The sequence below is a fragment of the Bradyrhizobium sp. CCBAU 25360 genome, assembly GCF_028128695.1.
Lineage (GTDB): Bacteria > Pseudomonadota > Alphaproteobacteria > Rhizobiales > Xanthobacteraceae > Bradyrhizobium > Bradyrhizobium ottawaense.
Map to the genome: position 1 here is coordinate 178,310 of NZ_LBJA01000041.1, position 19,643 is coordinate 197,952.

Here is a 19,643-nt window from a genome sequence, read left to right on the forward strand (position 1 = left end):
GGGACGAGATATGGCTGGATTTGGGACTAAGGGCCTCGCGCCGACGCGACGCGCGGCGCTGACGCTGATCGGGGCGGGAGCCCTTGCAATGAGCAGGATCGCCTCGGCGCGTGCGGCGACCGACGACAACGAGGTGCTGACCGAAGCCAAGGTGCTGCGCGATCCCGACACGCCCGTCGCCGGCAATCCCAACGGCAACGTCACCATCGTCGAATGGTCCGACTACAATTGCCCCTATTGCCGCAAGCTCGAGCCTGAGCTGCGCCAGGTCGTCCAGGACGACGGCAAGGTGCGGCTGGTGATGAAGGATTGGCCGATCCTCGGGCCGGTCTCGGTGACGGCGGCGCGGACCGCTCTCGCGGCAAAATTCCAGGACAAATACCATCAGGCCCATGACGCCTTGATGGGCGTCTCTTCGCGCCTGACCGAGCCGCGCATCAACGAGCTGCTGGCGGCCGCCGGCGTCGACATGGACCGCCTGAAGCGCGATCTCGCCGGCCATGGCAGCGACATCGACGCGCTGCTCAAGCGCAACAACGAGCAGGCCGAAGCCTTCGGTTTCAGCGGCACCCCGTCCTTCATCGTCGGCAAGTATCGCGTCCCCGGCGTGCTCAGCATGACCGAGTTCGAGCAGGTCATCGCCGATGCGCGCAAGGCCAAGATGAACTGAGGCGCGCAGCGTCGGTCGCAGCCAAAGCAAAGGCGCCGCCGCGGAGCTCGCGACGGCGCCTTGTTCATGTTTAGGCGTCGTTACTTCGACGAGATCCGGACCCAGTCCTTGTGCGCGCGGTCGCGCAGCGCGTCCCAATCGGCCTTCGCGACATCCCAGTTCACGATGGTGCGATTGCTCGTCGCGACCTCGCCATTGGCGACGGATGAGGTCTGCATGGAGTCGTAGACGTAGACGCCGCCGGCAAGCAGCAGGGCGCCCAAAATCATTCCAAAAAACGTCCTCATAGCGAACCTCCGGTGACGCGCCGATAACGTCGGCACGGCGCGATGGTTCCGCGGCCATGCGGCGCATCTAAGGACAGGTTGTTCATTTTCCATTCAGCCACTGCACCAGCTCCGCGTTGATCTCGCGCGGATAGGTGTGGCTGAGGTCGTCGATCTCGCGATAGGTGACATCAGCGCCAGCCGCTGCGAGCGCTGCCTGGGTCTGGCGCGCGGTCTGCACCGGAAACATCCAGTCGAGCTTGCCGTGGGTGATGAAGATGGGCAGACCTTGCAAGCGCGCGGCGTCCGCCATCTCCGCCATCAGCGGATGGAAGGTTGCGGAGACCGGCGCCAGATGGGTGAAGGGCGAGGCGCCCTCGAGGCCGCTGACGTAGCTGAAGGTGCCGCCGTCGCTCATGCCGGTCAGCAGCATGCGCGAGGTGTCGATGCTCCAGCGGCTGCGCACGGTTTCGAGGATACGCATGAGATTGGGCGTATCGGCATCGTCGCCCATCAGCGCCCAGGTCGGACCGGTCGCGGTGGGCGCCACCAGGATCGCGCCAAGGCTGCGGGCGTCGCGCAGCCAGCTCCACAGGAAACCGCGTCCGTTGCCGCTGCCGCCATGCAGCGCCATCACCAGCGGCATGGCGCGTTCGGGCGTATAGTACTCAGGCACATAGACCGAGAAGCCGCCGCGACTGCCGGGTTCGTTGTGATCGTGGAAGATGCCAGTATTTTCGTTCGAGCCGACTTCGAGCCGCGACAACAGATCCGCATTTTCGCGATTGGCGGTGTTGAGGAAGAAGCTGCTTACGGGAGGAAACTGCATCGCCAGGGGATAAAGCGCCTCCTGCGCGCGCGGCACGTGGCGCAGCGCGCGGAAGACAGCGACGAGATCGCCATTGCCGCGCTCCACCTCGCGGATCCCGGCAAAGGCGGCGAGCGTCTCGCCGCAGGCGCGATCGAGCCGCTCGCGGAGGCCCGCGAACTGCTCTGGCCACTCTCCATTAGCCGCGTGTGCCGCTTGCAGCGCCTCATCCGGTGCGCCGATCGCGTTCATCACGGTAGCGAACGCCGGCGGATGCAGATGGCGTTGGAAGAAGCCGAGCGCTTCCAGCGCATTGAGCAGCGGCGGCAGCACGGCCACGATGTCGTCGATCACGGCCTCGCTCATCGCGGCTTCCTTCAGCGTGGGATCAATGCAGCTTCGGCGCCTTCAAGAGCTTGAAGCGATCGGTGGAGGTCACCGTGACGTCGAAGGTGACGCCTTGGTGGTGCACGGTCAGCGGCACGTCGACGCCGGCGGCGCCGAGTGCCCACATCTTCTTGTAGAAGGCGGTCTGGCTCGTGACCTTGTCCCCGTTCACGGCGAGGATGATATCGTCGGTCTTGAGCTCGGCGCGCGCGGCAGGACCGTTGGGGGAGATCCCGATCACGACCACGCGGTTGTCGATCTCGGTCGAGTAGAGCCCGAGCCAGGGCCGCGCCGGCTTGTTGACCCGACCGAACTTGCGCAGATCGTCCAGGATCGGCTTCAAGAGGTCGATCGGCACGACCATGTTGACGTGCTCGGCCTTGCCGTCGCGCTCGCGTTCCAGCTGAAGCGAACCGATGCCGATCAGCTCGCCGCGCTCGTTGAGCAGCGCCGTGCCGCCCCAGTTCGGATGCGCAGGATAGGTGAAGACGGCTTCGTCCAGCAGATATTCCCAATAGCCGGCGAATTCCTGCTTGGCCACGATCTGGCTCGCGACCGAGCGCGTGCGACCGCCGGCGCCCCCGACCACGACGCGGTCGCCGATCCGGGTGTCCGCCGAGCTGCCGAGCGGCAACGGTTCGACGTCGAGCTCACCGAGGGCTTGCACCAGGCCGAAGCCGGTTTCGGAATCGAAACCGAGCGCGTGGCCTTCGACCACCCGCCCATCGCTGAGGTGCAGCCACACCGATTCCGCTTCGGTGATGAGATAGCCGATGGTGAGCACCAGTCCGTGATCGATCACGACGCCGTTGCCGGCGCGTTCGGTGCCCAGCGTCTCGGCGCTGAAGGCGTCCGGCGGGACGATAGCGTGCAGGCCGACGACGGACGCGAGCGCGCGGTCGAGATCGAAACCGTAGTCGCTCGCACGCGGCTGATTGGCCGGCGGCACTCTCCATTCGGTCAAAGCGGGCATGGAGTTCTCCTGGTCTTTCCTTGGCGCTTTGACACACCTCTCGCGCACGAGAAGCGCCGCGCTAAATCAAAGACAATCTATGCCGCAAACGCCCGCCTTTAAAGACCGCCATGCCTCAGTCGGTCGGGAAATGCAGAAATTCTGGACCGATCGTGCCCTGTAGGTCCTGGTGTCCGTGCGAAAAGACGTTGTCGACCCAGAGTGGCAAGCGTATCGTTCGCCGTCTGTGGAACAAGCCATGAGCGATGACAAGAATTTCGATCGGCTAACTTTGGAAAATGCACTGGCCGAGCTGGGCCGCAGGGCCTTCGCCGCAGGCCGCACCGTCGAAATCGTCGTCTACGGCGGATCGGCCCTCCTGCTGACCTTGAATCGTCAGATCAACACCGGAGACGTCGATGCGGTGTTTGAAGGAAACAAGGATTTCATCAAGCGACTTGCGACCGAGATGGCGGAGGAGTTCGGCTGGGACGAAAACTGGTTGAACGACGGTGTGAAGGGGTGGTTGAGCAAGAGAGACGCGGATCCTGACGTGAAGGCTCTATTCAAGACCTACCCCACCGAGGATCAGCCGGGCCTGCGCGTCTATACCGCCAGACCGGAATACTTGTTTGCCATGAAGTGCCGCGCGATGCGTGTCGGCGGTGTCGAAACGAACTCGGACATTGACGACATTAAGCTCCTCGCCCACGCGATAGGTATCAAGACTAGCCAGGATGCACTCACGTTGGTCGAAAAATTCTATCCGCAGAATGCGCTTCAGCCCAAGACCCGATTGGGTCTCGAGGAGATTTTCTCAAATCTCGAGACTGGGCCCGAAGGTGATCGCATGCCTCCGTCGAGCCAACCATGAACCTGTTCGGCAAGAAGCCCGCAACGCTGAGTGACGTCGTTCGCCGCGTACAGGCTGGCGAGCAGAAGTTCGATCCGTCGCTCCGCGAATTTCTCGATTGGTTCTACATGAACCCGAACGCACGACAGCAGGCGATCGAAGAACGACCCGCTTCCATCGACGCTGTGCACGACGCCTATACGGCGGCCGTGGCGGAGCACCTTGCGCGCGTTTACGGATTACAGATACCGGAATGGACCGAGGTTCACGGTAATGGGCTTCGCGAGCCCTTCTTCGCGGGCGGTCTACAATCTCTGAAGGGGGTGCTGGTTGCCGAGAGTCCGACGGCCTTCCGGCGACGCCTCCTGTTCGTAAGCAAAGACGCGCTCTCGAGGCCGAGAATGTAGCGCCGTAGGGGCGGCCGCCTTGGGCCGCACTGTCTTGGGCCCCACTGTGAGACCCTGCCGGGCCGCATGGCTGGTGTCCCTACCGCTGCTAGGCGGCCCCTGCCTAAGCTGCTAACCATTGCCGCTTCGTTTGACCAAGGGATCACGGACCGAAGCAATGGACAACCGCAGCGACATCTGGCGTGGCGTCGACACAATCAAGGGGCGTTTCATCGACCTCAGCGACAAGGTGTGGGGCATGCCCGAGGTGTGCTACACCGAGGCGCGGTCCGCCGCCGAGCATCTCCTCGAGCTGCGTCATCAGGGCTTCCGCATCACCGAGAACGTCGCCGGCATTCCGACCGCGGTGATGGGCGAGTGGGGCGAGGGCGGTCCGATGATCGCCTTCATGGGCGAATATGACGCGCTGCCCGGTCTCAGCCAGGAAGCGGGTGTCGCCGAGCATCGTCCGATCGAAGCCGGCGGGCACGGCCATGGCTGTGGTCACAATCTGCTCGGTTCCGCCGCGCTGCTCGCCGCGACCGCGGTGAAGGACTGGCTTGCCGAAAACAAGATGCCCGGCCGCGTGCGTTATTATGGCTGCCCGGCCGAAGAAGGCGGCGCGGCAAAGGCCTTCATGGTGCGCTCCGGCGCGTTCGAGGACGCCGACATCGCCATCACCTGGCATCCGCACAGCTTCTGGGAGGTCGCGGTAACGCCGTCGCTCGCCAACACCCGCGCGGACTTCATCTTCACCGGCCGCACCTCGCATGCCGCGGCCTCGCCGCATCTCGGCCGCTCCGCGCTCGATGCGGTGGAGTTGATGAATGTCGGCGTGAACTACATGCGCGAGCACATGCCGAGCGATGCGCGGGTGCACTACGCGCTGCTCGACACCGGCGGCATCGCGCCCAACGTGGTCCAGGCCCATGCGCGGGTGCGCTATTCGATCCGCGCCCGTGACCTTCCCGGCATGAACGAACTGGTCGGACGCGTGAGCAAGATCGCCGAGGGCGCGGCGCTGATGACCGAGACCAAGGTCGAGATGAAGATCATCTCCGCGGTCTCCAACATCCTGCCGAACACCCCGCTGGAGCAGGCGCTGCACCGGGTCATGGAAGAGCTCGGACCGCCGCATTTCGACGATGCGGACAAGGGTTTTGCCAGCCAGATCCGCGCGACGTTGAGCGACAAGGATATCGCGTCGGTCTATTACGCGATCGGCATGGAGCAGACCGATCGGCCGCTGGCCGACTTCCTGGTGCCGCTCGATGCCAAGCGCAATCCGCTGGTCGGCTCGACCGACGTCGGCGACGTCAGCTGGGTGGTGCCGACCGTGCAGGTTCACGCCCCCACGGTTGCAATCGGCACGCCGTTCCACACCTGGCAGGTGGTGGCGCAAGGCAAGAGCCCGCATGCCCACAAGGCCATGGTGCAAGCCGCCAAGGCGATGGCCGGTCTCGGCATCAAGGCGCTGACAGATCCGGAACTGATCAAGGCGGCCAAGGCCGACCTGAAGAAGCGGACGGCCAAGACGCCGTATGTCTGCCCGCTGCCGGATCACGTCGAGCCACCGCTCGACATGTCCGTCGCATAGAATTTCGCCTCCACACTTCGTCTGATGCTGCGAACAAATTTTCCGCAGTGCAGCGTGCAATCCAGCATGTTTTGATGCTGGATTGCCGAACGGATGGGCTGCAGAACGCAGTTTTGCCCAACAGACAGCCAGAAGACCGTTTGCATACACACGGTCCCAGTTGACGCGCCCCCCATTCGGTGTGCCATCTACTGCCAGCCAATTGGGCGGCCAGCTTTCACGGCCGTCCTCATCACTATGGGAACCAGACGGGGGACAACCATGCTGGATAAAGAACTGCGTTCGATGATCGGCGAGGTGAAGGATGGGCGGATGGATCGCCGCGCTTTCATCACGCGCATGGCCGCGGTCGGTCTCACCGCCCCGCTGGCCAATCAGATCCTCGCGCTCGGCGGCGTCGCCATGGCCGAGGGTGCCTCGACCTACAAGCCGACCAAGCGTGGCGGCGGTGGTGCGCTGAAGCTGCTGTGGTGGCAGGGCCCGACCTTGCTCAATCCGCATTTCGCCACCGGCACCAAGGATCAGGACGGCTCGCGCCTGTTCTACGAACCGCTCGCCTGCTGGGATCCGGACGGCAACATGAAGCTGGTGCTGGCGACCGAAATTCCCTCGATCCAGAACGGCCTGCTCGCCGCCGACGGCAAGTCGGTGACGTGGAAGCTGAAGCCCGGCGTGAAGTGGCATGACGGCAAGCCGTTCACGGCCGACGACATTGTCTTCACTTGGCAGTATATCAAGGATCCCGCGACGGCGGCCGTGACCATCGCAAGCTATCGCGACATCACTGTCGAGAAGATCGACGATCTCACGGTCAAGATCACTTTCCCGAAGCCGACCCCGTTCTGGGCGGACGCCTTTGTCGGAGCCCCGAACACCATTCTCCCCAAGCACCTGTTTGCCGACTACACGGGCAGCAAGTCACGGGAAGCGCCGACCAACCTCTCTCCAGTCGGGACCGGTCCCTACAAATTCGTCGAGTTCAAGCCGGGCGATCTCATCCGCGGCGTGATCAATCCCGACTATCACATGGCCAACCGGCCCTACTTCGATACGATCGAGATGAAGGGCGGCGGTGACGCCGTCTCGGCCGCGCGTGCGGTGATCCAGACCGGCGAATATGATTTCGGCTGGAACATCCAGGTCGAGGATGACGTGCTGCTGCGTCTGGAGAAAGGCGGCAAGGGCAAGACAGTGTATGCCGTGGGCGGCGACACCGAATTCATCGCGCTCAATTTCACCGACCCGAACGTCGAGGTCGACGGCGAGCGTTCGTCGATGAAGACCAAGCATCCGCTGTTCTCGGACCCTGTCGTGCGCAAGGCGCTGTCCCTGCTGGTCGACCGCGAGTCCGTCAAGAAGGCGATCTACGGCCGCGCCGGCCGCACCACCTCCAACTTCCTCAACGGCCCGGAGAAGTTTGTTTCCAAGAACACATCCTGGGAATTCAACATCGAGAAGGCCGCCAAGATGCTCGACGACGCCGGCTGGAAGCCCGGTGCCGACGGCATCCGCGAGAAGGACGGCAAGAAGCTGAAGATCCTGTACCAGACCTCGATCAATGGTCCGCGCCAGAAGACCCAGGCCATCGTCAAGCAGGCCTGTCAGAAGGCCGGCATCGAGGTCGAGCTGAAGTCGGTGGTGGCATCGGTGTTCTTCTCCTCCGACGTCGCCAACCCCGACACCTATCCGAAGTTCTACGCCGACATCGAGATGTTCCAGATCCCGCTCAGCCAGCCGGATCCGTCGCAGCACATGCGCCGCTACCTCTCCACCAGCGCCGCGACCAAGGAGAACAAGTGGCAGGGCACGAACTTCCCGCGCTGGGTCAACAAGGACTATGACGCCGCGATCAACGCGGCCGACATGGAAATGGACCCGGTCAAGCGCGCGGCGCTCTACATCAAGGCCAACGATCTGATGTGGGAAGACACGGTGTTCATTCCGGTGCAGCATCGTCTCAAGGTCGAGGCGGCGGCCAACAATCTGCGCCCGGTCGTGTCCGGCTGGGCCAACGAAACCGACAATCTGTTCGACTGGTACCGCGAGGAATGATCCCCCAACTCTAGACGGGGCCTTCCCTCATGAGCCAATACGTCCTGCGTCGCCTGATGATCGCGATTCCGAGCCTGCTCGGAATCTCGGTCGTGCTGTTCGTCGTGCTCGCGCTCGCGCCCGGCGATCCGTTCTCCGAGTTGGCGACCAACCCGAACGTGCCGCCCGAGGTGCAGGCGGCGCTCCGGGCCAAGTTCGGCCTCGACGACCCGATCCACCTTCGCTACCTGCACTGGCTCAACGCCATGCTGCACGGCGACTGGGGCTTCTCCTTCGTCAGCCGGATGAACGTCGACACGCTCATCCTGCAGCGCCTGCCGGCCACGCTCTACGTGATCGGCTCGGCGCAGATCCTCGCGCTGCTGATCGCGATTCCCGTCGGCGTCTATGCGGCGACGAAGCCCTATTCGCTGTTCGACCAGATCGCCAACACGCTCGCCTTCGTCGGCTTCTCGCTGCCGACGTTCTTCACAGGCATCCTGTTCATCCTGATCTTCTCGGTCACGCTGGACTGGCTGCCGTTCGTCTACACCACCGACATCAAGGGCACCGGCATCCACTGGGTGCTGGAGATGATCCGTCAGGCGATCATGCCGGTGGCGGTGCTCGGCCTGTTCCAGGCGGCGTCGATGACGCGTTTCGTGCGCTCGGCGATGCTCGATGTGATCCGGCTCGACTATGTCACCACCGCCCGCGCCAAGGGGCTCGGGCAGGCCAAGGTCATCGTCAAGCATGTCATGCGCAACGCCATGATTCCGGTCGTGACGTTGATCGCGCTGCAGATGCCCGCGGTGTTCGGCGGAGCCATCGTCACCGAGCAGATCTTCCGCATTCCCGGCATCGGCTCGCTGCTGATCTCCTCCATCCTTTCCAACGACACGCCGGTGGTGATGGCCGTCACCTTCGTCTTTGCGTGTCTCGTCGTGCTGTTCAATCTCATCGCGGACGTGCTTTATGGCTGGCTTGACCCTCGCATCTCCCTCCGCTGAGCGGCGCGTCTACTCGCCCTGGCGCGAGACGTGGCGGCGCTACAGCCGCCACAAGCTTGCCGTGGTCAGCGCGTTCCTGCTGCTCGTTCTGATCCTGGCAGTGGTGCTCGGCCCCTTCGTCTGGCGCGTCAAGATCGACGACATCGACATCGTCGCAGGCATGCAGGGGCCCTCGCCGGCCCATCCCTTCGGTACCGACGATCTCGGGCAGGACATCCTCGCCCGCATGATCTATGGCGGGCGCATCTCGCTCGCGGTCGGCCTCGCCGCGATGCTGGTCTCGGTCTTCGTCGGTGTGCTGATCGGCGCGCTCGCCGGCATGTCGCGCGGTGCGCTCGGTCACGGGCTGATGTGGCTTACCGATCTGTTCCTGTCGCTGCCGCAATTGCCGCTGCTGCTGCTGCTGATCTATCTCTTCCGCGACGGCCTGAAGGCCGCGTTCGGTCCGGAGGGCGGCATCTTCATCCTGATCGTGCTCGTGATCGGGGGGCTGCGCTGGATGCCGGTGGCGCGGCTCGTGCGCGCCCAGTTCCTGTCGATCCGCGAGAAGGAGTTCGTCGAGGCCGCGCGGGCGCTCGGGGCCAGCCCGGTGCGGCAGGTGGTGAAGCACATCCTGCCCAATGCGCTCGGTCCGGTGATCATCGCCGGCACCATCGACGTCGCCGCCGCCATCATCGCGGAATCGACGCTGTCCTTCCTCGGCCTCGGCTTCCCACCCGACACGCCGACCTGGGGCCGGCTGCTGTATGACGCCAAGGACTTTCTCGACATCGGCCCGCACTGGGCGCTGTTTCCGGGCGGCGCGATCTTCATCGCGGTGGTCGCCATCAACTTCATCGGCGACGGTCTGCGCGACGCGCTCGATGCGCGACGGGTGATCTGATGGCGCCGCTGCTCGAAATCAAAGGGCTGAAAACCCACTTCTCCACGGACGACGGCATCCTCCAGGCTGTCGACGGCGTCGACATCTCCATCAACCGGGGCGAGACGCTCTGCGTCGTCGGCGAATCCGGCTGTGGCAAGACCGTCACCGCGATGTCGATCCTGAAGCTGATCGCGATGCCGCCGGGCCGCATCGCGGCGGGTCAGATCATCTTCGAGGGTCGCGACCTCGTGCCGCTGACCAGCAACGAACTCGACGAGATCAGGGCCAAGGAGATCGGCTTCATCTTCCAGGAGCCCATGACCTCGCTCAACCCGGTGCTCACCGTCGGCGAGCAGATCGCCGAAAGCCTGCGCCGCCACGAGGCCGTGACCAGGAAGCAGGCGCTCGATCGCACCATCGAGATGCTGAAGCTGGTGCAGATCCCCAACGCCGAAGGTCGCGTGCACAACTACCCGCACCAGTTCTCCGGCGGCATGCGCCAGCGCGTGATGATCGCGATGGCACTCGCCTGCAAGCCGAAGCTGATCATAGCCGACGAGCCGACTACCGCGCTCGACGTCACCATCCAGGCCCAGATCCTGGATCTGCTCCAGGACATGAAGGAGCGCTTCGGCATGGCGGTGATGCTGATCACCCATGCCATGGGCGTCGTCGCCGAAACCGCGCAGCGCGTCGTCGTGATGTATGCCGGCAAGGTGGTCGAGGAAGCGCTCGTCGACGATCTGTTCGGCAATCCCGGTCACCCCTATACGCAAGGGCTGATCCGCTCGATCCCGCGCATCGATCTCGACAGCGAGCACAAGACGCGGCTCGAGGCGATCGGCGGTTCGGTGCCGATCCTGATCAATCCGCCGGTCGGCTGCCGCTTTGCGCCGCGCTGCAAGTTCGCCATGAACGTCTGCACCGAGAAGGAGCCGTTGCTGCGCGAGATCGCACCCGGCCATCGCATGGCCTGTCATCTCGGCGATACAAATCTGGGAGGCGCGGCATGAGCGAACCCTTGCTGCAAGTCTCCAACCTGAAGAAGCACTTCCCCGTGCTCGGCGGCCTGCTGTCGCGCCAGGTCGGCACCGTCTATGCGGTCGATGGCGTGTCGTTCTCGGTCAATCGCGGCGAGACGCTTGGTCTCGTCGGCGAATCCGGCTGCGGCAAGTCGACGACGGGGCGCTGCGTGCTGCGCCTGATCGAGCCGACCGACGGCGAGGTCACTTTCGACGGCCAGGACGTGCGCAGCCTCGGCGGCAACGATCTGCGCGCGATGCGGCGCAACATGCAGCTGGTGTTCCAGGATCCGTTCGCCTCGCTCAATCCGCGCATGACGGTCGGCGCGATCCTCGGCGAAGCCTTCACCATCCATAATCTGGCGACCTCCGCCAAGGAGCGAGAGGAGCGCGTGGCGGGCCTGCTGGTCAAGGTCGGGCTCAAGGCCGAGCATATGCGGCGCTATCCGCACGAGTTCTCCGGCGGCCAGCGCCAGCGCATCGTGATCGCGCGCGCGCTGGCGGTCGAGCCAAAGCTGATCGTCTGCGACGAGCCGGTCTCGGCACTCGACGTGTCGATCCAGGCCCAGGTCATCAATCTGCTGGAAGACCTCCAGGCCGAGCTGAACCTCACTTATCTCTTCGTCGCGCACGACCTCTCGGTGGTCGAGCACATTTCCGACCGCGTCGCGGTGATGTATCTCGGCCGCATCGTCGAGCTGGCGAAAGCGAGCGATCTCTACCGCAACCCGCAGCATCCCTACACCAGGGCGCTGCTGTCGGCGGTGCCGGTGCCCGATCCGAAGCTCAAGCGTGAGCGCATCCGGCTCAAGGGCGACGTGCCGAGCCCGATGAAGCCGCCGTCGGGTTGCCACTTCCACACCCGCTGTCCGATCGCCCAGCCGCGCTGCGCGGAAAGCGCGCCCGTGCTGAAGGAAGGGGCGGGCGGGCATTTCGTGGCGTGTCATCTGGCCTGAGGCTCCGAAAGCGAAGGCGGAAGCGTGCCCACGATTCTGAAGACGTGGGCACGGCGCTGTCGCGCCTTTGCCCACCCTACGCACTTCCATCTTAGTCGAGAGGCACGCCATATTCCGACAGGGCCTGCCTGAACGTCGCCACGGACGTGTGCCGATGCGCGAACAGGCCCGCGTCTCGCGCGCCGGCGACGTTGGCTGCGAGATCGTCGACGAACAGGACGGACTGCGGCCTCACGCCGAGCTCGGAGAGGCAGAGGCGATAGCAGTGCGGGTCCGGCTTGGCCGTCTTGAATTGCGCCGAGGTGTAGATCCGGGAGCCGAACAGCGGGCGCAACTCCGGCAGCAGCGTGTCGATGTGGTCGGCGACCAGCGTGGTATTGTTGGTCAGGACGGCGATATCGACGGTTCTTCGCAAGCTGCCGGCGATGTCCAGCATCGCGCGATTCGCCTGCATTGAACGGCGCCGGGCCTCCACCCACTCGTCGAGCGAGAGCGGATAGCCGATGCGTTCGCCAAAACCTCGCAGATAGTCGGCAGCCTCGAGCGCGCCGGAATCGCCGAGCAGCTCGAATCCGCTGTCCCAGATCGCGTTGTGGACGGCTTCGCTGCTGGTCCCCGCAAGCTGCGCCAGATAGGCGACGCGGGTCGCCCTGTCGTAGTCGCAGAGGACATTGTCCATGTCGAAGAGGACGAGCTTGATGGCATCAGTCACGGCGACGCTCGCGCATTGGCCGAACATCCGGCGTCATCGAAGTCATATCCCGCCCGAATGCGGGCGACAAATCCGCTCGTTGGCCTCCCTCACGGCTGTGAGGTACGACGCCGGGCCAGTTGATGCAGCACGGTGTCGATCGCCGGGACCGATCCGGTTTCGCGCAGCCAATTGTCGGCCAGCTCCCTCAACTCGCCCGGTGTCAGCCCGAATTTGCGGCGGAAGGCGCGGATGAAGGTCGAGTCGCTGCTGAAGCGCATGCCGACGGCGAGGTCGATCAGCCGCTTGTCCTGTGCGGACGGGGAGATCAGTTGCCGAAAGGCGAGATTGAGCCGCTGCTCCCGGACGTAATGCGCAAGCCCGCCCTCGGCCTCGAACAGCCGGTAGAGCGTCGCGCGCGAGATCTGGAAGTGGCGGCAGAGCTCTTCGCTGGTGAGCGCATCGGTTTCGAGATTGTTCGCGATGCGACGCTTGATCATCGTGAGATAAAGATGTCGCTCGGCGCGCTCGAGGCCCGCGACGATCTCGGCCGTCCCGCCCGCGGCGGCGGCCACGAGATCGGCGATCGCCTCGACCGTGGCTTCGGCATGGCCGGTGCCGGTATCCGTCCCGGGCTCGGACGACAGGGCAAGCGCGCCATAATGGCTGGCGAGCAGGCGTGCATGGGGGTGGTCCGACGGCAGCAGGGTTGCCGTCGCCGCATCCGGATGGGCGAGCCGCGGCGCCAGCATCGCGCGTTGCAGCACGATCGTCATCAGATGGGTGCGGCCGCCCGCGGCGCGCAACGCGGTCCGGTTCGGTTGCGCCATGTCGATGAGAACGATGTCGCCGGGCCGCAGCGTAACCTCGCGGCGGCCTGAGCTGAACTGCATCTCGCCCTCGACGCAGAGGGTGATCTGAAAATGATCCATGATGCCACGGGCGACGTGCGCGGGCGTGCGGTCATAGTCCTGGTCGGTGGCACGCGTGTCGATCAGCAAAGCGTTGCGGGTCATCCTCGTCACCGTGGTGACATGGAAATCGTCCTCCGCGGTGCGCGGAATGACCTCACAAATGTCGACCGTCATGGCCCGCAAGTGCGCGAGCGCCTCCGGACCGCGCCCGGGATTGTCCGCCGCCGTGCTTTCGTTCAAGGCAGTCCCGTCCACGTCCCCTCGCGATGCGGAAAGACCGCATGCAACTAAGCAAGCCAATGTCGGGTCTGGATGTAGCCATTCGGAAATCGGGGCGCAAGCGAGGCCGAGGTAGAATGTGCGTTCGTGTATTTGCAACCATCGAGAGATTCAGTTGGATTTTGTCCCGCTGAGACGCCGGGCACATCGTCCGTCCTGCCGTCCTGTTAGAGATTCTCCAGTCTCTGGAATGCGAGCGCGCCAAGCGGGGCCGCGCCGTCGGAATGGGGTTGCCGCGTGGGGTCAATGGGAATTTTGGGTGCTGGCCGTCGGCAACGACGTCCGCGCAGCTGCCGTCGTCGCCGGACAATGAGAAGCTGCGGGATGCTTGTCATCCTGGTCCTGCCGTATCTCGCCTCGACCTCCGCCAGCAGGGCGCAGATCGACAATTACGGCATCTGGACCGCACTCAACAGCACGCCGGGGCAGGTGATCGAGTTCGGCACGCTGAGCAACGCTCCGATCGGCTCCCCGATCGGAACGAGCACATATCAGCGCGGTGTTTTCGGCCGATGGCCGCTTCGCCTATGTCGTTGCCATGTCCGGCGCGGTGGAGGTCATCGACGTCGTCGGCCGGACGGTCGTCGCGACCATACCCGTCGCCGGACAGACGGCGGGATTGGCGCTCAGCCCGGATGGCTCGAGCCTCTACGTGACCTCCTCCTCGGCCCATTCGGTCACGGTGATTTCCACCGCGACCAATGTCGTGGTCGGCTCCCCCATCGCGGTGGGGGCAGCCCCTTACGGCGTCGTCGTTTCGCCGGACGGGACCCGGGCCTATGTCGCCAACCAGGGCTCCGCGAACATTTCGATCATCGACGCCGCGTCGAAAACCGTCATCGGCACGGTCGCGGCGGGAAGCTCCCCCTCCGGCATCACAACGTCTCCGGACGGAAGCCGGATCTACGTGACCAATCAAAGCGATGGCAGCGTCACGGTGATCGATGCAGCGTCGCAATCGGTGGTGACGACGGTTTCGGTCTCCGGACTGCCCCTGAGCGTCGCGGCCAGCCCGGACGGGTCGCGGATCTATGTGACGACGCAGTCCAACCAACTCGTGGTGATCAATGCCCTGACGAACACCATCACGGCAAGCGTGACCCTGTCCGGCGGCCCGTCCAGCAACGGCATCGGAGTGACCGTGACGCCCGACGGCAGCCGGGCCTACATCACGACTGGCTTCGGGTTTTACGTGATGGATACGGCCACCAACACGATCCTGTCCTTCGTCACCATGCCGATCGTTGACAACGGCAATGCCGGGACCGCCTTCATCGGGCCGAACGTCATCGTTGCGGCGGGCGGGGCCGTCGCGGCGGGCAGCGATGCCGCGCTCACGGCGCTGGCCTTCGGGCAATATGTCAATTTCAACGGCGGCGCGCTGCGATTTACCAGTGCTTTCAGCACCGCGCGGACGATCTCGCTGCTGGCCGGCGGCGGCACGATCGACACCAACGGCGTCAATGCGACGTTGTCAGGGCAGATCATCAACACGGGATCCCTGACCAAGACGGGGCTGGGCACGCTGACGCTGACCGGCGCCAACACCTACAGCGGCGGGACCTTCGTCAATGGCGGCACGCTGGCCTTGAGCGGCGCCGGCACGCTGGGCGACGTCGGCGGGACGACCGCGGTCAACAGCGGTGCCACGCTCGATCTGGGCGGCACGACGCAGACCCAGGGCGCGGTCGGCCTTAACGGCGGCACGATCCGCAACGGCAATCTGAACGCGCCCATTACCTCCATCGGAGGTGTCCTCAACGGCATCGGCGGGACCGCGAGCCTGACGACGACGGCCGGCTTCACCATGTTGCTCGGCAACAACGGCTACACCGGAGCCACGGCCGTGAATGGCGGTGTGCTCGACGTCGAAGGAACGATCACCGGCACCTCTTCGGTCACCGTGAATGCCGGTGGCGTGCTGATGGGATCGGGCACGATCGATCCGCTGTTGGTAGCGATTGCCGGCGGCGGCACGTTCGCGCCCGGCAACGGCACGCCCGGCAGCGTCACGAGCATCGTCGGCGATCTCGCCCTGCAATCGGGCGCGATCTATCAGGTCCAGGTCAATCCGTCGACGGCGTCCCATGCGAACGTCACGGGCAGCGCGACGCTGGGCGGCGCTAGTGTGAGCGCGGTGTTTGCGGCCGGCAGCTATATCGAGAAGAAATACACCATCCTCAGCGCGGGCGGCGGCCTCTCCGGCAGCTTTGCCTCGACCGTTGCCAGCAGCAATCTCCCGGCGAACTTCAAGACCGATCTCAGCTACGACGCAAACAATGCCTATCTCAACCTGTCGCTCGCCTTCGTGCCGCCGCCGAATTCCGGCCTGAACGGCAATCAGCAGGCGGTAGCGAACGCATTGGTCAATTCCTTCGATGTCAACGGCGGTATTCCGCTGATCTATGGCCGCATGACGGCGGCCGGCTTGACGCAAGCCTCGGGCGAACAAGGCACGGCAGCGCAGCAGACCACGTTCAACGCCATGAGCCAGTTCATGGGCCTGCTCACCGATCCCTTCGCGCAGCGCGAGGGTGGGCCGGATCCCGCGAACGGTGCGGCTGGACTTGCCGAAGACGTTCAGGCCAGCGCCTATGCCGCACGCAAGCGCGCCGACGCGTTCGCCATGTTCGCCAAGGCGCCGGCGCAGGGATTTGCGCAGCGCTGGAGCGTGTGGGTCGCCGGCTTCGGCGGATCGCAATCGACCGACGGCAATGCTGCGGACGGCTCGAATGACACCACGAGCCGCATCGCCGGCACGGCGGTCGGCGCGGACTATTGGCTCGCGCCGAACACGAAGCTCGGCTTCGCGCTTGCCGGCGGTGGCACCAGCTTCGGCGTGAACGGTCTCGGCTCCGATCGCTCCGACCTGTTCCAGGCCGGCGCCTATCTTTACCACGCCAACGGCGCGGCCTACGTCTCCGCCGCGCCGGCCTATGGCTGGCAGAACATCACCACCGATCGCACCGTGACGGTCGCCGGCGCAGACCGCCTGCGCGCCGCATTCGACGCCAATGCGTATTCCGGTCGTGTCGAAGGCGGCTACCGCCTGGTCGGGTCATGGATCGGCGGGATCGGCCTCACGCCTTATGGGGCGATGCAGTTCACGACGCTCGACCTGCCAGCCTATGCCGAACACGTCGTCTCCGGCTCATCGGCATTCGCCTTGAACTACGCCGCGAAGAGCGTGACCGACAGCCGCAGCGAGCTCGGCCTGCGTACCGACAAGTCGTTCGCCACGCCGGCCGGCGTGTTGGCGCTGCGCGGCCCTGTCGCCTGGGCGCATGATTTCAATCCCGATCGTGCGGCCGCCGCAACCTTTCAGGCCTTGCCGGTCGCAAGCTTCGTCGTCAACGGCGCAGCGCAGGCCCGCGACGCCGTGCTCACGACGGCTTCGGTCGAGATGAAATGGCTGAACGGCTGGTCGGCGGCGGCCACGTTCGAAGGCGAGTTCTCCAGCGTCACCCGCAGCTACGCCGGCAAGGGCAGCGTTCGCTACGGCTGGTGAGCGTTGGATCCCGTCACGCGGTCTTCGCGGGCCAGGGCACGACCTGTCCGGACATCACCAGCCGATCGCGGCCGCTGTCCTTCGCGGCATAGAGCGCGCGGTCGGCCGCAGCGACCAGCGTGCTGAAGTCCGTGGAGGTCAGGGACGGAAGTCCGGTTGCCGCGCCGACGCTCACCGTGACCAACCGGGAGGGCGGATTCTGCGCATGCAGCATGGCAAGATCGTGCAGCGCCTGGCGAACCGCTTCCGCGACCTCCACGCAGCCATCCGGACCTGTGTTCGGCAACAACACGGCGAATTCCTCGCCGCCGTAGCGCGCCGCGAGGTCGGCGGGACGCCTGGCCTGGGTGGACAGGATCCGGCCCAGCGCGCGCAGGCACCCGTCGCCCGCCAGATGTCCGTAATGGTCGTTGAACTTCTTGAAATGATCGACGTCGATCAGCAGGAGCGAAAGCTGCGTGCCGTCGCGCCGGGCGCGCGCCCATTCGTCGGCAAGGCGTTCGTCGAATGCGCGCCGGTTGGCAAGGCCGGTGAGGCCGTCGGTCCTCGCAAGCGAAGCGAGCTTGTCCTGGAGATCCTTCTGCTCGGTCATGTCGCGCACGACCGCGACGACGCCGTCGATCGCGCCGCTGTCCGATGCCACCGTCACGTGCAGCGCCGCCTCCGCCCAGATCTCCCCTTTTTCGCGATGACGCTGGCGATAGACGAACCGCGCTTCCTCGGCCTCGCCGTTCTTCAGTGCCGTGATGGCCTGAGCGACCCGTTCCATGTCGTCGGCGTGAATGCCGGCCAGGGCCGACGTGTTCAGCAGTTCCTCGGCGGTCCAGCCGGTGATGCGCACGCATGACGGAGAGACATAGAGCAGCCGGTTATCCAGCCCGATCCGGGTTACCATGTCGCTGGATTGCTCGGCCAGCAGGCGGAAATTTGCCTCCTTGGCGACCAGGGCCTGCGCCATGCGCTGTCGCTGCCAGAGCTGACGGACCAGGTAGGAGCCGATCACCGCGATCAGCAGGACGAGGCCGACGACGAAAGTTATGCGTGTGGCGGCGGCGCGTCGCCAGGGAGCCAGCACGTCATCTTGGGACTTACTCGCCAGCACCATCAGGGGATAGCGGCTGCTGCGCTGGTAGTAGCTCAGGCGCTGCACGCCATCGAGCGGCGACTTGAAATAATAGACCGCTTCGGCGGGGCGGCTTTTCCAGCCTTTGAACAAGGGCGCATTGGACAGGTCGCGTCCGATGAAGGCGTCGCTCTCATCTCGGCTGCGTGCCAGCATGATGCCGCCATTGTTGAGCAGCGATGCCGAGCCGTTCGGCCCTAGGTCGAACCGCTCGTAGAATTTGACGAAATAGCTGACGTCGATCGTGAGCAGGGCAACGCCGGCGAAGCCGCCGTCGGGATCATTGATCCGCCGGGACGCCGTGATGATCCACTGGCCCCCGGAGCGGCTCTTGATGGGCGGTCCGATCAGCGTGCCCGTCTCCGTGGAGTCGCGGTGGCGCTGGAAATATTCCCGGTCGCTGTTGTTGAGCTTGGAAAAGTCGAGGCGCTCGGTCGTGGCAAGCCACCGGCCCGTCGCGTCATAGACGAAGATGCCGCGGATGCGGTCCGATGATTTGCGCGTCGGCAGATAGGCCTGGAGCTTCGTGATCGTGTCGGGGCCAGTCCCGTCGAGTTCGAGCCGGTGGACCAGTCCTACCAGGAGCGTATCGACCAGCTCGAACGTATCATCCGCGTGCTGGATCAGTGAATGTGCGAGGTTGGTGACGTCGATCTCGGCGTTCCTGAGGTCGACATTGCGAGCTTCCCATTCGCGCCAGGCGCTGAGGCCCAGGATCGTCACGCAGATCAGCCCAACGAAGCCCGCCGCCCAGAGCGGAAGGCGCGTCTTGCCGAATTCGCGGCTCGTGACCATCAGGCTTGCTCCAAATCGGGGCAAACCTCTCACTTTCGTCTTAACGGCCTCTTGCAAAATCTGCAATGATTGTGCGGGGTCCGTAATCAACCGGAAGGATTGCCGACATCGTTGGGGCAGATCGGCGGAGCCACGCTACCGCAGTGCGACAATTCCGCCTGCCGCCTCATCCCTCCAGGGTGAAGCCGACGCGCAGCGTCACCTGATAGTGCCGCACGGCGCCGTTCTCGATGTGGCCGCGCGTCTGCACCACCTCGAACCATTTCATCTCGCGGATGGTCTTGGACGCGCGGCTGATCGCGTTCTTGATCGCGTCCTCGATCGAGGTTTCGGACGATCCGACGAGGTCCAGGATCTTGTAGACATGATCACTCTCGGTTGCGGCCATGGGTCTTCCCTTGTTTCATCTTGCAGCGGACAAACGCGCTCGATGGAACGTGCATGCGAGCGCATGGCGTTGACTCTGAACGGGCGTGGGCGCCTCGGGTTCCCAGTGCCCGCTGGCCCCGGAGCGGAGGCGAGAGGAATGG

Annotated in this window: 17 protein-coding genes; 10 read left to right on the plus strand and 7 right to left on the minus strand. The window is 64.8% G+C overall.

Annotated features, from left to right (window positions below):
• Positions 1-10: 10 nt before the first annotated feature.
• On the plus strand, positions 11-670 hold the full coding sequence (locus XH81_RS22480) for a DsbA family protein (protein WP_028139898.1): 660 nt from the start codon (positions 11-13) through the stop codon (positions 668-670).
• A gap of 80 nt (positions 671-750) precedes the next feature.
• On the opposite strand, the gene XH81_RS22485 is transcribed toward XH81_RS22480, so the two are convergent.
• The 3 genes from XH81_RS22485 to XH81_RS22495 all read right to left on the minus strand — a co-directional run bounded on the left by XH81_RS22485 (position 751) and on the right by XH81_RS22495 (position 3,104).
• On the minus strand, positions 751-957 hold the full coding sequence (locus XH81_RS22485) for a hypothetical protein (RefSeq protein WP_008142940.1): 207 nt from the start codon (positions 955-957) through the stop codon (positions 751-753).
• An 82-nt stretch (positions 958-1,039) separates the two neighbouring features.
• The gene (locus XH81_RS22490; protein ID WP_028139899.1) at positions 1,040-2,110 is read right to left on the minus strand and encodes a dienelactone hydrolase family protein; all 1,071 of its coding nucleotides are present in this window, start codon (positions 2,108-2,110) and stop codon (positions 1,040-1,042) included.
• Between the two features lie 22 nt (positions 2,111-2,132).
• The gene (locus XH81_RS22495) at positions 2,133-3,104 is read right to left on the minus strand and encodes a S1C family serine protease (RefSeq protein WP_028139900.1); all 972 of its coding nucleotides are present in this window, start codon (positions 3,102-3,104) and stop codon (positions 2,133-2,135) included.
• Between the two features lie 238 nt (positions 3,105-3,342).
• Here XH81_RS22495 and XH81_RS22500 point away from each other — a divergent pair, with 238 nt between their 5' ends.
• The 8 genes from XH81_RS22500 (at position 3,343) to XH81_RS22535 (ending at position 11,803) form a co-directional block, all read left to right on the plus strand.
• Positions 3,343-3,957, plus strand: coding sequence for a hypothetical protein (locus tag XH81_RS22500; RefSeq protein ID WP_095425137.1), 615 nt, complete (start codon positions 3,343-3,345; stop codon positions 3,955-3,957).
• Positions 3,954-4,343 carry a hypothetical protein gene (locus XH81_RS22505; RefSeq protein ID WP_049801875.1) on the plus strand — a complete coding sequence of 130 codons (390 nt, stop codon included), beginning with the start codon at positions 3,954-3,956 and terminating at the stop codon, positions 4,341-4,343. Before XH81_RS22500 ends, XH81_RS22505 begins: the two co-directional genes overlap by 4 nt.
• A gap of 157 nt (positions 4,344-4,500) precedes the next feature.
• On the plus strand, positions 4,501-5,919 hold the full coding sequence (locus XH81_RS22510; protein ID WP_028139902.1) for a M20 family metallopeptidase: 1,419 nt from the start codon (positions 4,501-4,503) through the stop codon (positions 5,917-5,919).
• Positions 5,920-6,180: 261 nt separating this feature from the next.
• Positions 6,181-7,971, plus strand: coding sequence for a peptide ABC transporter substrate-binding protein (locus tag XH81_RS22515; protein ID WP_028139903.1), 1,791 nt, complete (start codon positions 6,181-6,183; stop codon positions 7,969-7,971).
• A 29-nt stretch (positions 7,972-8,000) separates the two neighbouring features.
• Positions 8,001-8,960 carry an ABC transporter permease gene (locus XH81_RS22520; protein ID WP_018316290.1) on the plus strand — a complete coding sequence of 320 codons (960 nt, stop codon included), beginning with the start codon at positions 8,001-8,003 and terminating at the stop codon, positions 8,958-8,960.
• Complete coding sequence (locus XH81_RS22525) at positions 8,926-9,843, plus strand: ABC transporter permease (RefSeq protein WP_028139904.1); 918 nt, start codon at positions 8,926-8,928, stop codon at positions 9,841-9,843. Before XH81_RS22520 ends, XH81_RS22525 begins: the two co-directional genes overlap by 35 nt.
• Positions 9,843-10,838, plus strand: coding sequence for an ABC transporter ATP-binding protein (locus XH81_RS22530; protein ID WP_028139905.1), 996 nt, complete (start codon positions 9,843-9,845; stop codon positions 10,836-10,838). The genes XH81_RS22525 and XH81_RS22530 overlap by 1 nt, the downstream gene beginning before the upstream one ends.
• The gene (locus tag XH81_RS22535; RefSeq protein ID WP_018316287.1) at positions 10,835-11,803 is read left to right on the plus strand and encodes an ABC transporter ATP-binding protein; all 969 of its coding nucleotides are present in this window, start codon (positions 10,835-10,837) and stop codon (positions 11,801-11,803) included. Before XH81_RS22530 ends, XH81_RS22535 begins: the two co-directional genes overlap by 4 nt.
• A 91-nt stretch (positions 11,804-11,894) precedes the next feature.
• Here XH81_RS22535 and XH81_RS22540 read toward each other — a convergent pair whose 3' ends face one another.
• Both XH81_RS22540 and XH81_RS22545 read right to left on the minus strand, forming a co-directional pair.
• Positions 11,895-12,542: an HAD family hydrolase gene (locus tag XH81_RS22540; protein WP_028139906.1), complete on the minus strand. Its 648-nt coding sequence runs from the start codon at positions 12,540-12,542 to the stop codon at positions 11,895-11,897.
• 62 nt (positions 12,543-12,604) lie between these two features.
• Positions 12,605-13,648: a helix-turn-helix domain-containing protein gene (locus tag XH81_RS22545; RefSeq protein WP_028139907.1), complete on the minus strand. Its 1,044-nt coding sequence runs from the start codon at positions 13,646-13,648 to the stop codon at positions 12,605-12,607.
• A 538-nt stretch (positions 13,649-14,186) separates the two neighbouring features.
• Here XH81_RS22545 and XH81_RS22550 point away from each other — a divergent pair.
• Positions 14,187-17,195 (plus strand): autotransporter domain-containing protein, encoded by a 3,009-nt coding sequence (locus XH81_RS22550; RefSeq protein WP_179879977.1) that lies wholly within the window; start codon positions 14,187-14,189, stop codon positions 17,193-17,195.
• Between the two features lie 13 nt (positions 17,196-17,208).
• Here the strand turns inward: XH81_RS22550 and XH81_RS22555 are convergent, their stop codons facing one another.
• Both XH81_RS22555 and XH81_RS22560 read right to left on the minus strand, forming a co-directional pair.
• Positions 17,209-19,113, minus strand: a complete 1,905-nt coding sequence (locus XH81_RS22555) for a sensor domain-containing diguanylate cyclase (protein ID WP_028139908.1) — start codon at positions 19,111-19,113, stop codon at positions 17,209-17,211.
• A 166-nt stretch (positions 19,114-19,279) separates the two neighbouring features.
• On the minus strand, positions 19,280-19,501 hold the full coding sequence (locus tag XH81_RS22560) for a dodecin (RefSeq protein ID WP_018316283.1): 222 nt from the start codon (positions 19,499-19,501) through the stop codon (positions 19,280-19,282).
• Positions 19,502-19,643: the final 142 nt, after the last annotated feature.

Bases quoted from the DNA above. Each gene is read 5' to 3' on its own strand.
- XH81_RS22515 (WP_028139903.1), top strand. From the start codon at position 6,181: ATGCTGGATAAAGAACTGCGTTCGATGATCGGCGAGGTGAAGGATGGG.
- XH81_RS22560 (WP_018316283.1), bottom strand. From the start codon at position 19,501: ATGGCCGCAACCGAGAGTGATCATGTCTACAAGATCCTGGACCTCGTC.
- XH81_RS22490 (WP_028139899.1), bottom strand. From the start codon at position 2,110: ATGAGCGAGGCCGTGATCGACGACATCGTGGCCGTGCTGCCGCCGCTG.
- XH81_RS22500 (WP_095425137.1), top strand. From the start codon at position 3,343: ATGAGCGATGACAAGAATTTCGATCGGCTAACTTTGGAAAATGCACTG.
- XH81_RS22555 (WP_028139908.1), bottom strand. From the start codon at position 19,113: ATGGTCACGAGCCGCGAATTCGGCAAGACGCGCCTTCCGCTCTGGGCG.
- XH81_RS22495 (WP_028139900.1), bottom strand. From the start codon at position 3,104: ATGCCCGCTTTGACCGAATGGAGAGTGCCGCCGGCCAATCAGCCGCGT.
- XH81_RS22535 (WP_018316287.1), top strand. From the start codon at position 10,835: ATGAGCGAACCCTTGCTGCAAGTCTCCAACCTGAAGAAGCACTTCCCC.
- XH81_RS22480 (WP_028139898.1), top strand. From the start codon at position 11: ATGGCTGGATTTGGGACTAAGGGCCTCGCGCCGACGCGACGCGCGGCG.
- XH81_RS22530 (WP_028139905.1), top strand. From the start codon at position 9,843: ATGGCGCCGCTGCTCGAAATCAAAGGGCTGAAAACCCACTTCTCCACG.
- XH81_RS22525 (WP_028139904.1), top strand. From the start codon at position 8,926: ATGGCTGGCTTGACCCTCGCATCTCCCTCCGCTGAGCGGCGCGTCTAC.
- XH81_RS22510 (WP_028139902.1), top strand. From the start codon at position 4,501: ATGGACAACCGCAGCGACATCTGGCGTGGCGTCGACACAATCAAGGGG.
- XH81_RS22520 (WP_018316290.1), top strand. From the start codon at position 8,001: ATGAGCCAATACGTCCTGCGTCGCCTGATGATCGCGATTCCGAGCCTG.
- XH81_RS22540 (WP_028139906.1), bottom strand. From the start codon at position 12,542: ATGTTCGGCCAATGCGCGAGCGTCGCCGTGACTGATGCCATCAAGCTC.
- XH81_RS22505 (WP_049801875.1), top strand. From the start codon at position 3,954: ATGAACCTGTTCGGCAAGAAGCCCGCAACGCTGAGTGACGTCGTTCGC.
- XH81_RS22485 (WP_008142940.1), bottom strand. From the start codon at position 957: ATGAGGACGTTTTTTGGAATGATTTTGGGCGCCCTGCTGCTTGCCGGC.